The organism is Cedecea colo (assembly GCF_011808225.1).
Taxonomy (GTDB): domain Bacteria; phylum Pseudomonadota; class Gammaproteobacteria; order Enterobacterales; family Enterobacteriaceae; genus Dryocola; species Dryocola colo.
The window spans coordinates 118,855-131,635 of the sequence record NZ_SOYS01000006.1 but is presented as its reverse complement, the minus strand read 5'-3'; the positions used below and the strand labels follow the sequence as shown (position 1 = coordinate 131,635).

12 protein-coding genes are annotated in these 12,781 nt (G+C 53.3%); 7 read left to right on the top strand and 5 right to left on the bottom strand.

Translation table 11 applies throughout. From position 1 onward, the window contains the following. Positions 1-5: 5 nt before the first annotated feature. Positions 6-401 carry a DUF423 domain-containing protein gene (locus E2L00_RS13995; RefSeq protein ID WP_167612627.1) on the top strand — a complete coding sequence of 132 codons (396 nt, stop codon included), beginning with the start codon at positions 6-8 and terminating at the stop codon, positions 399-401. After that, positions 394-1,497: a 23S rRNA (cytidine(2498)-2'-O)-methyltransferase RlmM gene (rlmM, locus tag E2L00_RS13990; protein WP_167612625.1), complete on the top strand. Its 1,104-nt coding sequence runs from the start codon at positions 394-396 to the stop codon at positions 1,495-1,497. Before E2L00_RS13995 ends, rlmM begins: the two co-directional genes overlap by 8 nt. Before the next feature lie 30 nt (positions 1,498-1,527). On the opposite strand, the gene xni is transcribed toward rlmM, so the two are convergent. After that, on the bottom strand, positions 1,528-2,301 hold the full coding sequence (gene xni / locus E2L00_RS13985; RefSeq protein WP_167612623.1) for a flap endonuclease Xni: 774 nt from the start codon (positions 2,299-2,301) through the stop codon (positions 1,528-1,530). Between the two features lie 182 nt (positions 2,302-2,483). On the opposite strand from xni, the gene E2L00_RS13980 reads away from it, so the two are divergent. Together E2L00_RS13980 and kduI are read left to right on the top strand one after the other, a co-directional pair. Next, the gene (locus E2L00_RS13980; protein WP_167612621.1) at positions 2,484-3,668 is read left to right on the top strand and encodes an aminotransferase-like domain-containing protein; all 1,185 of its coding nucleotides are present in this window, start codon (positions 2,484-2,486) and stop codon (positions 3,666-3,668) included. Between the two features lie 200 nt (positions 3,669-3,868). Next, positions 3,869-4,705 (top strand): 5-dehydro-4-deoxy-D-glucuronate isomerase, encoded by an 837-nt coding sequence (gene kduI, locus E2L00_RS13975; RefSeq protein WP_167612619.1) that lies wholly within the window; start codon positions 3,869-3,871, stop codon positions 4,703-4,705. Between the two features lie 151 nt (positions 4,706-4,856). Here the strand turns inward: kduI and E2L00_RS13970 are convergent, their stop codons facing one another. From E2L00_RS13970 to queF, 4 genes are all read right to left on the bottom strand, one after another. Continuing rightward, entirely contained in the window at positions 4,857-6,221 is a 1,365-nt protein-coding gene (locus E2L00_RS13970) for an L-serine ammonia-lyase (protein WP_167612617.1), read from the bottom strand. A gap of 84 nt (positions 6,222-6,305) precedes the next feature. After that, positions 6,306-7,595, bottom strand: a complete 1,290-nt coding sequence (locus tag E2L00_RS13965) for an HAAAP family serine/threonine permease (protein WP_167612615.1) — start codon at positions 7,593-7,595, stop codon at positions 6,306-6,308. A 467-nt stretch (positions 7,596-8,062) separates the two neighbouring features. Then, entirely contained in the window at positions 8,063-9,427 is a 1,365-nt protein-coding gene (gene ppnN, locus E2L00_RS13960) for a nucleotide 5'-monophosphate nucleosidase PpnN (RefSeq protein ID WP_167612613.1), read from the bottom strand. Positions 9,428-9,541: 114 nt separating this feature from the next. Beyond that, positions 9,542-10,384, bottom strand: a complete 843-nt coding sequence (gene queF / locus E2L00_RS13955; protein WP_167612611.1) for an NADPH-dependent 7-cyano-7-deazaguanine reductase QueF — start codon at positions 10,382-10,384, stop codon at positions 9,542-9,544. Between the two features lie 68 nt (positions 10,385-10,452). Between queF and syd the strand changes: the two genes are divergently transcribed. The 3 genes from syd (at position 10,453) to truC (ending at position 12,766) form a co-directional block, all read left to right on the top strand. Beyond that, a complete protein-coding gene (syd, locus tag E2L00_RS13950; protein WP_167612855.1) occupies positions 10,453-11,001 on the top strand; it encodes a SecY-interacting protein in 549 nt (182 codons plus the stop codon). A gap of 653 nt (positions 11,002-11,654) precedes the next feature. After that, positions 11,655-11,984, top strand: coding sequence for a YqcC family protein (locus E2L00_RS13945; protein WP_167612853.1), 330 nt, complete (start codon positions 11,655-11,657; stop codon positions 11,982-11,984). Next, complete coding sequence (gene truC, locus E2L00_RS13940; RefSeq protein WP_167612609.1) at positions 11,984-12,766, top strand: tRNA pseudouridine(65) synthase TruC; 783 nt, start codon at positions 11,984-11,986, stop codon at positions 12,764-12,766. Before E2L00_RS13945 ends, truC begins: the two co-directional genes overlap by 1 nt. The last annotated feature ends 15 nt before the right edge of the window (positions 12,767-12,781 follow it).

The window sequence follows — 12,781 nt, the reverse complement described above, 5'->3', positions numbered from 1 at the left end:
ACACCATGACCAGCCGTTTTATGCTGATTTTTACCGCTATCAGCGGCTTTGTTTTCGTTGCCCTTGGGGCTTTTGGGGCACACGTATTAAGCAAATCTCTCGGTGTCGTTGAGATGGGCTGGATCCAGACGGGTCTTGAGTATCAGGCGTTTCATACGCTGGCCATTTTTGGCCTTGCGGTTGCTATGCAGCGCCGTATCAGCATCTGGTTTTACTGGAGCAGCGTGTTTATGGCGCTCGGTACCGTTTTATTCAGCGGCAGTCTGTATTGCCTGGCGCTGTCACATTTACGCCTGTGGGCGTTTGTTACACCCGTCGGCGGGGTAAGTTTCCTCGCCGGCTGGATTTTGATGTTGATCGGTGCAATGCGCCTGAAACGTAAGGGCGCAAGCCATGAATAATAAAGTTATTTTGTACTGTCGCCAGGGCTTTGAAAAAGAGTGTGCGGCAGAAATTACCGATAAAGCAGGAAGCCGCGGCGTATACGGTTTTGCGCGCGTAAAAGAGAGCAGCGGCTATGTAATTTTTGAATGCTATCAGCCAGAAGATGCCGACAAGCTGGCGCGTGAGCTGCCGTTCAGCGATCTGATCTTCGCTCGTCAGATGATCGTTGCCGGTGAGTTGTTAAAAGATCTGCCGCCGGAGGATCGCATCACGCCGATCGCCGGCATGCTACAGGGCGTGGTTGAGAAGGGCGGCGATCTGCGCGTTGAGGTTGCCGACACCAACGAAAGCAAAGAGCTGCTGAAGTTCTGCCGCAAACTGACGGTACCGCTGCGTGCCAGCCTGCGTGAAGTGGGCGTGCTGACTAATTATGAAACGCCAAAGCGTCCTGTGGTGCACGTCTTCTTTATCGCCCCCGGCTGCTGCTATACCGGCTATTCGTATCCCGGCAATAATTCAACGTTTTATATGGGCATTCCACGGCTTAAATTCCCGGCGGATGCACCAAGCCGTTCCACGCTCAAGCTTGAAGAGGCGTTCCACGTCTTTATTCCTGCCGACGAGTGGGACGAACGCCTGGCAAACGGAATGTATGCGGTGGACCTGGGCGCGTGCCCCGGCGGCTGGACTTATCAGCTGGTGAAACGCAACATGTGGGTCTCCTCCGTTGATAATGGCCCGATGGCGCAAAGCCTGATGGACACCGGACAGGTGACATGGCTGCGTGAAGACGGTTTTAAATATAAGCCAACGCGCAACAATATCTCCTGGATGGTGTGCGACATGGTAGAGAAGCCAGCAAAAGTGACGAGCCTGATGACAACCTGGCTGGTAAACGGCTGGTGCCGTGAAACTATTTTTAACCTCAAGCTGCCAATGAAAAAGCGCTATGAGGAAGTGTCGCAAAACCTTGCGCAGATGCGTGAGAAGCTCGAAGAAAATGGAATCAGCGCGCAGATTCAGGCACGCCAGCTTTATCACGATCGTGAAGAAGTGACCGTACACGTTCGCCGTATGTGGGCCGCCGTGGGTGGCCGTCGCGACGAGCGTTAATCGCAAAATAGCAGGGCGAATGACGTAAGTTTATTTGCCCTGTATCCTGTCACCCGCTAATCGTAACTGCTGCAAATTTCCGTCCAGCTTTAAATCCTGCTGCAAACGCGCAACCTGGCGACAGGTGAAGGCGCTTTCTTTATGCAACGCCAGCTTTTTCCGCCATTTCTCTGGTACTTCATCCAGCCGCTGATACAGCGCTTCAAGCGTTGAGAACTGGTTTATCAACTGCGTAGCGCTTTTTGGCCCGATGCCCGCCACGCCCGGAATTTTGCTGCTGCTGATCCCTGCCAGGCCCCAGAAGTCGGGCAGTTGTTCAGGCAGCACGCCGTATTCTTGCGCAATAAAAGGCGCATCCAGCCAGCGCTTCTGAAAGTAGTCGCGAATCTCAATGGTGGGAGCGAGCAGCTGGCAAAAACCTTTATCTGTGGAGATGATGGTGGCGCGATGGCCGCCCGCCGCGAGCTTAACGGCAAGGGTCGCAGCCAAATCGTCCGCCTCGTTCCCTGGCGAATGCCAGCAGGTAACGCCGCGACGGGTGAAGGCTTCCCGGATAGAGGGCATTTCATGCTGTAGGGTTTCTGGCATCGGCGCACGTCCGGCTTTATAGTCCGGCAATACCTGATGCCGCCAGCCTTCGCGCCGGTCTTCATCGTCAAACACCGCAACGGCATGGGTTGGCTGGCTATGGGCTATCAGCAGCTCAAGGGCGTGCAGGCAGGTATCGGCGCACGGCGAGCCCTGAACCGCATGGATACGGCGGATAAGATTCAGAGCATCGACGATAAGTAGATGAATGTTCATTGTTTTTCACTTTCTGTAACGACTCCGCCTACTTTAACATCTCCCCGTGCGGGGGGCGAACCTGAGAAAGCGATTTGGGAAAGCGCCTCGCAAAAATCATCGCTTTTACTTCAGCAAAGGATTGCTAATTAATTTGTTTGCTATGTATATTTTAAACGAACAGAAAAATCAGAGATAACAATATGAGTAACAGCACGCACCTCGCACATCGTATCCAGAACCTGCAACCTTCAGCCATCCGTGAACTTTTAAAACACAGCAAAATGCCGGGCGTGATTTCGCTTGCGGGCGGTATTCCTTCCCATGAACTTTTCGATACAGAAGGCCTGGCACAAGCTACGCAAATGGTAGTGGGCGAGAGCTTTAACGATGCTTTTCAGTACGGTTTAACGGAAGGGAACGTTGAGCTTCGCCAGCAGCTTGTTAGCCTTTGCCGGGAGCGCGGCATCACCACTAACCCTGACCAGCTTCTTATCACCTCAGGTTCTCAGCAGGCGCTGGATCTGTTAATTCGCGCGCTGGCAAACCCGGGCGATGTCTTTATCGTTGAAAGCCCTACTTACCTTGCTACGCTGCAAATTCTGAGCCTCACGGAAGCTACGGTGAAATCCGTAGGTAGCGACGAGCACGGTATGATAGTTGATGAACTGGAATCCTTGCTTAAAACGACCCGCATTAAGTGCGTTTATCTGGTGCCTACGTTTGGTAACCCGAGCGGCACAACGCTGAGCGCTGAGCGCCGTGAGAAGCTGGTAAAACTGGCCGTTGAGCATGATTTCATCATTATTGAAGACGATCCGTACGGTGCCATCAGCTTTACCGATCGCCGCGAGAAAACGCTCTTCCAGATCGCGGCGGAAATGGGTAATCACGAGAACGTGGTTTATACCTCAACCTTCTCTAAAATTCTGGCGCCGGGCCTGCGTGTAGGCTGGTTAATCCTGCCGGAATGGATGAAGCAGAAAGTGGCCATCATCAAGCAGGCTACCGATCTGCATGCAAACTCTTTCTCACAGTCGTTAGTGGCGGCTTACCTGACGCTGGGCCGGCTGAATCCACAGATTGCGCTGATTCGGGATGCTTATAAGCAAAAATGCCTGAGCCTGTCGCGCTATCTGCAGGAAGAGCTGGGCGAGCACATCAGCTTTAACCAGCCGCAGGGCGGGATGTTCCTGTGGGCGAAATTCCGCTACGAGTTTGATACCACGAAGTGGCTGCAACAGACGCTGGAGAAAGGCGTGGTCTACGTACCAGGCGAGTTCTTCTTCAGCGACAACGCGGATAAAAAGACGCTGCGTTTCTCTTATGCAACAGCCACGGAAGAACAGCTCCATGAGGCGGTGCAGCGGCTGAAGTCGGCGCTGTAAAGCGAAAAGGGGCCAGCTGGCTCCTTTTTTTGTGCTGTTATCCACCATGGGAACTTTTATTCAATAATAATGAAATAATATTTCAATTTAGATCGCATTATTTTTATGGCGCCGCTGCTATGCTCTTTATCTTGCCGTTTTCATTAACAGTAACGGGCGTGTTTAGCGTACCCGTGCGCATATGCCAGTGAGGATAAGCAATGGAGATTCGTCAAAGCATTCACAGCGACCATGCAAAAACGCTTGATACGGCTGGCCTGCGCAAAACGTTTTTGATTGAGACGATTTTTACCGCCGACCAATACACCATGACCTACAGCCATATTGACCGCATTATTGTCGGCGGCGTGATGCCAGTGACGCGTTCAGTAAGCGTGGGCGGTGAAGTGGGCAAGCAACTGGGCGTGAGTTACTTCCTTGAGCGCCGCGAGCTGGGCGTGATCAACATCGGTGGAGCAGGAACCATCACGGTAGATGGCACCTGCTATGAAATTGGTCATCGCGATGCGTTGTATGTGGGGAAAGGTGCAAGAGAAGTCGTGTTTGAAAGTGTTGATGCGGCGAAACCTGCTCGCTTCTACTATAACTGCGCGCCGGCCCATACAACTTATCCAACTAAGCGCGTTACACCTGCGGATGTGGCACCGGTCACGCTGGGCGAAGACATCACCAGTAACCGTCGCACTATCAACAAATATTTCGTCCCGGACGTGCTGGAAACCTGCCAGTTGAGCATGGGGCTGACTGAACTTGCGCCTGGCAACCTGTGGAACACCATGCCGTGCCATACCCATGAACGCCGCATGGAAGTTTACTTCTACTTTGGCCTGGAAGAGGAGAGCTGTGTGTTTCATATGATGGGTCAGCCGCAGGAAACGCGTCATATCGTGGTGCAGAATGAACAGGCGGTAATTTCACCGAGCTGGTCAATTCACTCGGGCGTAGGCACGCGAGCTTATACCTTTATCTGGGGCATGGTGGGTGAGAATCAGGTGTTTGACGATATGGACCATGTCAAAGTGGGAGATTTGCGCTAAGGATTTATCCTCACCCCGGCCCTCTCCCTGAAAGGAAGAGGGAGAAACCATAGCCGCCTGGAATCTATTCCCTCACCCTTTTAAGGAGGAGAAACCGTAGCCGCCTGGAATTTATTCCCTCGCCCCGTTGGGGATAGGGTAAGGGGCAGGCTTAATCGCAGGAGACTTTCATCGCCAGCCCACCGCGTGAGGTTTCACGGTATTTGGCGTTCATGTCCTTGCCGGTTTCGTACATAGTTTCAATAACCTTGTCGAGGCAAACGCGTGGTTCGCTGGTCCGGCGCAGCGCCATGCGAGCCGCATTCACAGCTTTTACCGCCGCAATCGCGTTACGCTCGATACACGGCACCTGAACCTGGCCCGCAACCGGGTCGCAGGTCAGACCCAGGTTATGCTCCATGCCGATTTCCGCAGCGATACAAACCTGCGCCGGGCTGCCGCCCAGCAGTTCCGCAAGGCCTGCCGCAGCCATAGAACAGGCTACGCCAACTTCACCCTGGCAGCCGACTTCCGCGCCAGAAATTGAAGCGTTCATTTTATACAGCGAACCTATTGCTCCCGCAGCCAGGAAGTAGCGCGCGCAGGAGTTAGTATTTACTTCGCGGATAAATTTGTCGTAGTAAGCCAGCACCGCAGGGACGATGCCGCATGCGCCGTTTGTTGGCGCGGTTACCACACGACCGCCCGCAGCGTTCTCTTCGTTAACCGCCAGCGCAAACATATTGATCCAGTCTACAACGGCCATTGGGTCCGAATTGTGCTTATCACTGCTCACCAGCATTCTGCGTAACGCTGCCGCACGGCGCGGGACACGCATTTTGCCCGGCAGAACGCCTTCAGTGGTGATGCCGCGTTCAATGCCGCTGCGCATAACTGCCCAGACGTTGGCGAAATGCGCGTCGATTTCCGCCTGAGTATGCATCGCACGTTCGTTTTGCATCATTAATCCGGAAAGAGACAGGCCGGTTTCATCGCAGTGTTTGCGCAAGTCGGCCGCGTTCTTATACGGATAAGGCACGGTAACCTGCTGAGTATTCTCCTGGCCAAAATGCGCTTCATCGACGATAAACCCGCCGCCGATGGAATAATAAGTCTGGCTGTACAAGACCTTATCGCCCGCCAGCGCGGTGATGCGCATACCGTTTTCATGCAGCGACAGATTATCCGTGTGGAAATTCATGCAGCAATCTACCGGGAACTCTACTTCATGCGCGCCATTAGCCAGCATCAGCCGGCCATGAGTATTCACATCCTGAATAAAATGCGGAATGGAATCGATGTCCACGCTATCCGGCAGATTACCTGCGAGGCCCATAACAATTGCGATATCGGTATGGTGACCTTTACCGGTCAGGGAGAGCGAGCCATAAACATCAACAATTACGCGAGTGACATCATGCAATATTCCTTGTGCGATTAAGTCATCTGCGAACTGTTTGCCAGCCTTCATTGGGCCGACGGTATGAGAGCTGGAAGGCCCGATACCGATTTTAAAAATGTCGAATACGCTAATCATGATACTTCCATTGCGTGAGTGACTTTGAAGAGGGGAGAACCGCCCGCAGAAAGCAGGCGGTTTAACGCTATTCGTTGTGCTGAATTAGCCGAACAGAGAGTAAGAGATAGCGGAGATAGCAATCAGGCCCATCACAACAACAAATACGTTGCTGATATGGCCGCTGTATTTACGCATAGCAGGTACTTTCTGGATTGCGTACATCGGCATCAGGAACAGGATCATCGCGATAACCGGGCCGCCCAGGGTTTCAATCATGCCCAGAATGCTTGGGTTCAGGGTAGCCACAATCCAGGTAGTGACCAGCATAAAGATAGCGGTGATGCGGTTCAGCTTGTTGGTTTCGATGCTTTTGCCTTTGCCACGCAACGATTTGATCACCATACCGTTGAAGCCTTCACGGGCGCCTAAGTAGTGGCCGAGGAAGGATTTGGTGATGGCAACAATCGCAATGATCGGCGCCATCCAGGCGATAACCGGTGCGTTAAAATGGTTGGCCAGATAAGACAGAATAGAGAGGTTCTGCGCTTTAGCTTCAGCCAGATCCGCAGGAGAAAGGCTCAGTACGCAACTGAACACGAAGAACATCACCGTCAGCACCATCATGATGTGTGCACAGGAGAGGATGCGGGAGCATTTTTTCTCAGCGCCTTCGCCGTATTCGTTACGTTTTGCTACCGCGAATGCAGAGATGATCGGCGAGTGGTTAAAGGAGAACACCATTACCGGGATTGCCAGCCACAACGTCATCCACAGGCCGCTGCCGGTTGCCGGCGTCGCGCTGAAAGACATAGTTTCGAATGCCGCGCCGCTCCAGTTAGGTATCAGGTACAGGGCCAGCATCATCAGCGCCGCAACAAACGGGAACACCAGGACGCTCATTGCTTTAACGATCATTTGCTCGCCGAAACGCACGATGGTCATCAGACCAACGATCAGAATCAGGGACAGAATGGCACGCGGCGGAGAAACCATACCCAGCTGGTGAGTAATGAAGCTGTCCACGGTGTTGGTGATTGCCACGCTGTAAACCAGCAGGATCGGGTAAATGGCGAAGAAATAGAGCAGGGTAATGACCTTACCTGCGCCAACGCCAAAATGTTCCTCTACAACTTCAGTGATGTCTTCGCCAGGATTTTTACCGGACAGCACAAAGCGGGTTAAGCCACGGTGTGCAAAGAAGGTCATCGGGAAGGCAAGAATGGCCATGATAAACAGCGGAATAAGGCCGCCCACGCCTGCGTTAATCGGCAGGAACAGCACGCCAGCGCCGATGGCGGTGCCATACAGGCCGAGCATCCACATGGTGTCAGATTTACGCCAGGAACTTTTTGTTTCGACAGAAGCAATACTGCCGGTTTGTGTAGTATCCATCAACTTCTCCAGAAAGAATGATTTTTGCAAAATTTCAGTCAATAACGATACTTATCGCTTGACCGATGAAACTAAATTCTGTGTCAGGCCTTTTTTCTAGTAATTTTGACCCGTAACTATCGGCGGGCGGAAAGATACATTTATGTAATCAATGTATCAGTGATCGCGATCCCAAATGCAAGAATCCACCATCTATGGCGTTATTGGCGATATTTCAAACTGCTGGCGATCTTGCGTGCCATATTTTTGCGCGTAAAGGTGAGAGTTTTTGAAAGATGCAATAAATTAATAACGGTTAACTGTTTGATTTTTGCCTGTATAAAGGGATTCAGGCAGCATTTTCATTATGCGATGGCGCAAAAAGCATGGTGTTTTGCGGGCGGGAGGCAGAAGGAAGGGCAAGCGTTTGGCTTGTAAGGTAAAAGCAAAATAAAAGGCGACATTGCTGCCGCCTGGAGTGAACAGAATCAGCTACAGATTTCGTAACAGGGAATATAGGCGCTGCCGGGGAGTTTCATACGATGCTGAGCCACAAATCCCTGTAGCAGGTCGTCCATGCGTTTCATCATCCGGGCATCGCCGTGAATTTTGTACGGACCGTATTGTTCGATGGCGCGAATGCCGCCCTCTTTTACGTTCCCTGCCACAATGCCCGAAAAAGCCCGACGCAAAGAGGCCGCCAGTTTTTCCGCTGGCTGATTCGGATACAGATTAAGGTTCGCCATATTTTCATGGGTTGGCTCAAACGGCATCTGCAGATCCTGCGCGATACGAATCGACCAGTTAAAGCTATAGGCATCGCCTGTTTCGCGGCGGTTCTCTTTCACCTGCGGCATGGCCTTTTTCATCAGGCGGGCCACTTCCGGCGCGTCATCAATAATAATTTTATAGTGGCGGCGCGCCTGTTCGCCGACGGTGCTGACGATAAATTCGTCCAGCACCCGGAAATAATCCTCGCTCTCTTTCGGACCGGTCAGAATCAGCGGTAGCACCTGGTCGTGGTTGTGCGGATTCATCAGAATGCCCAGCAGATACAGCAGTTCTTCTGCCGTGCCCACGCCGCCCGGGAAGATGATAATGCCGTGGGCGATACGGACAAAGGCTTCCAGACGCTTTTCGATATCCGGCATGATAATCAGTTCGTTGACTAGCGGATTGGGCGGCTCAGCGGCAATGATCGACGGTTCTGTCAGGCCAATAAAGCGGCCTTCTCGATAGCGCTGCTGCGCCTGGCCTACGGCCGCGCCTTTCATTGGCGCTTCCATCGCACCTGGCCCACAGCCGGTGCAGATGTTTAATTCACGCAGGCCGAGCTGGGTGCCTACGCGACGGGCGTACAGATATTCATTTTCGTTAATGGAGTGCCCTCCCCAGCAGACGACGAGGTTTGGTGCCTCACCGACGTGCAGCGCGCGGGCGTTACGTAGAATTGAAAACACCATATTGGTGATGTGCGAAGCATCTTCTAAATCAAGATTCTGGAAGCGGCCAACGTTTGCGAGCTGGCCATTAACGAACAGAATATCGCGCAATACCGCGAACAGGTTAGCCTGCAGGGCGCGGATAATGCGCCCATCAACAAAGGCTTCTTCCGGCGGATTGATAAGCTCCAGTTTGACGCCGCGCTCCCGGCGCAACACGTTGATATCAAAGCTCTCGTATCGCGAGAGAAGTTCTTTGCTGCTATCGGTCTGGCTTCCTGAGTTAAGGACGGCAAGTGAACAGTTGCGGAAAAGTTGGTAAATATCGCTGCTGGCCGTGCGTTTAAGCATGTCGACTTCCAGCTGCGACAGCATATCCATTGAGCCAAGAGGGCTAATATGTGTAATCAAGTTAACTCCTTACGGAACGAGTGTGCCGCTCCCAATGATTACAATAGCCCTGCCGCGCCGAATTTAACAACCCGAAAACCAGCAATCCCTTATGGCCTGCGAGGCGTCTCGCATTTATTGGCGAACGAGGCGGCCAAATGCCGGATGGAAATCGGTATTGCTGCGCCACGGGTTGATATCCAGCCCGCCACGGCGGGTGTAACGCGCATAGACGCTCAGCGCCTGCGGCCCGCAGTAACGCTGAAGGTCGTTGAAAATACGTTCGACGCACTGCTCGTGGAATTCGTTGTGGTGGCGGAATGACACGAGATAACGCAGCAGCTTTTCACGGTCGATACGCGGGCCGCGATAACGAATCTGCACTGAACCCCAGTCTGGCTGATGGGTGATCAGGCAGTTGGATTTCAGAAGATGGCTGACCAGCGTCTCTTCTACGATTTCGTCTCCGGCGGCATCCGCGAGATAATCGGCACTGAATTCGTAGCTATCAATGACGATGTTCTGCTCGTCGATGCACTCGCCGTTGAAAGCGGCAATTTCCTGGCCTTCCAGCTCATGCAAACGGAACAGCACCACGCTGACGTCGCCCTGCGCGCAGGCGCTCAAATCACGTTTCAACGTTTCCTGTACGCTTTCCCAGTCGCTAAAGCGCGTCTGGTTAAAACTGTTCAGATAGAGCTTAAAGCTTTTGGATTCCACCAGGTTGACGCTGTTAGCATCAAGCTGGACATGCCCGACGGCAACCTGCGGCAGGCCGTTATCGTTCAGCCAGGACAGTTCGTACAGCGTCCAGATATCGCCCCCGTTAAAGGGCAGATTATCCGCCTGCAGGCCTAACGGATCGCGGTTCAGACTGCGCGGAACAGCCTGAAGGAGGGCGGGTTCGTAGGTGTCCTGGTAAGCGGTTGGCTTACCCAGCGTCAGGCCGCTTAGCGCCTGGTGTTTTTCATAAGACATGTGTCACCGATAGAATACAGGTACAATTGACCTCTATTGTACCGCAGCCTTAGGTGAGTGAGAAATTGATGGATAACGATGTGCGCCAGGCGCTGGAAGCATTCACGGAACGTTTTTGTACGCGGTGGCGTGAGCAAACCGGTGGCTGGCCTGCAAGTGAAGAGCTATACGGTATTCCGTCCCCCTGTATTGTCACGACAACCGGTAGCGATGTGCGCTGGCAGCCGCAACCCTTTTCCCTTGAGGAAGATTTAAGCGCAGTAGAGCGCGCGCTGGATATCTCGCTCCAGCCTGCGGCTCATCAGTTTTATACCACGCAGTTCGCAGGCGATATGCCCGCGCTATCCGGCAGCGTGATTTTGACGCTTCTCCAGGCCTGGAGCGAGGACGATTTTCAGCGCGTCCAGGAAAATTTAATCGGCCATCTGGTGACTCAGAAACGCCTGAAACTCTCGCCCACCCTTTTTCTGGCGACCACGCCGGACGAAACGGAAGTGGTGTCGCTGTGTAACTTAAGCGGCGAAGTGGTGCTGGAAAAAATCGGCACCAGGCAGCGCACGACGCTGGCGCCATCGCTGGTGGCGTTCCTGGAATCGCTCCAGCCGCAGGTAATTTAGCCCGTTCGCGGTGAATGCGTGTGAGAGATCTCTTACAAATGCTGTAAGAGATCGCTAACTTTTTAGCGAGCATTGGCTGACTGCGATCGTATCATTCCTTTTTTTATCAACCGGTTGTGCTGTTTCCGCTTGGCTTTCGAATGAAAGTTTACCGGGGCTTTCCTGCCGGGTCCCTTGTCAGGATGGGCCAAATAAGAGATCCTGTATTCATCGACAGGAGGTCGAATAGTGAAGGCGATATCAGGATGATGTCACTTCATGAGGAAGCGGAACACGCCAGGAAGGCGTTACAGGGAAGGCTTCTGGAAGAAGCATGGAACCGCTCAGGATGAGTAAGGGACACCTCCAGGACGGAGAATGAGAGCCGAATCAGGACGATCGGCGGGTCTGGAAGACTAAAGGATCTCGCATCAGGATGTTGCAGGACACCAGCAGGACGCTGGTTGCAGGATGCATGTACGATGGATTGTAGGTCAGGAGACCGCAGGACAAAGTTGTCACGGACGAGCAGGGAGCACTAAAAGTAGCCGGATTAGCTGCGAAACGAACCGGGAGCACTGTTTATACAGTGCTCCCTTTTTTTATGCATTTTTTCGCAGGGCTTAAGAAGTGATATGCTTGCCCGCTTTATTGTCCTGACGTATGAGGTTTACATGGAACGCCATGCGCTGGTACGCCAGCATTTACAAGCAATCGAACAGGTATTACGCGATCATCAACTGTGGCAGAGCATCGCCCCCCAGCCTGCCGCCTTTGAAAGCACGCAGCCGTTTTGTATGGATACGCTGGAGCCGCATGAGTGGCTACAGTGGGTTCTGATCCCGCGTATGCATGCGCTTATCGACAGTAAACAGCCGCTTCCCTCTTCCTTTGCCATTGCCCCTTATTACGAAATGGCGCTTGATGCCGCCCATATCGGACGCGAGCCGCTGCTGGCCGCTCTGCAGGAGCTGGACGTTCTGTTTGCCGGCGCTGCCGACTGATGCTGGAAATCATCTATCAGGACGAATGGCTGGTTGCGGTGAATAAACCGTCGGGCTGGCTGGTGCACCGTAGCTGGCTGGACAGGCACGAAAAGGTTTTCGTGATGCAAACCGTGCGCGATCAAATCGGCCAGCATGTGTTTACCGTTCACCGACTGGACAGGCCGACTTCCGGCGTGCTGCTGATGGGGCTTTCAGGCGAGGTGGGGCGGCTATTGTCCCGGCAGTTCGAAAACCACCAAATTCAGAAGCGTTATCACGCGGTCACGCGCGGCTGGCTTGAGGATGAGGCGGTGCTGGATTATCCGCTTACCGAAGAGCTGGATAAAATTGCTGATAAGCATGCCAGCCAGGATAAAGGCCCGCAGCCTGCGGTAACGCATTATCGTGGCATGGCGACGGTTGAAATGGCAGTGCCGGTTGGGCGTTACCCAACGGCGCGTTACAGTCTGGTAGAGCTGGAACCGCAGACCGGCCGCAAGCACCAGTTGCGTCGTCATCTTTCGCATCTGCGCCATCCTATTATTGGCGATTCGAAGCACGGTGATTTGCGCCAGAATCGCGCCGCCGCAGAACATTTTGGCTGCCAGCGCTTAATGCTGCATGCAAGCCAGCTTGAGCTTACTCATCCGGTTACCGGCGAGCCGCTCACCCTGCGCGCGCCACTCGACGATACGTGGATGCAGATGATGTCACAGTTTGGCTGGCGTGGAATGCTCAGCGAGATCGAAAAGGTTGAGTTTGCAGCAGGCAACCGTCAGGATGAAAAGCAGAAACCTTAATCCAGGGAGTAAACC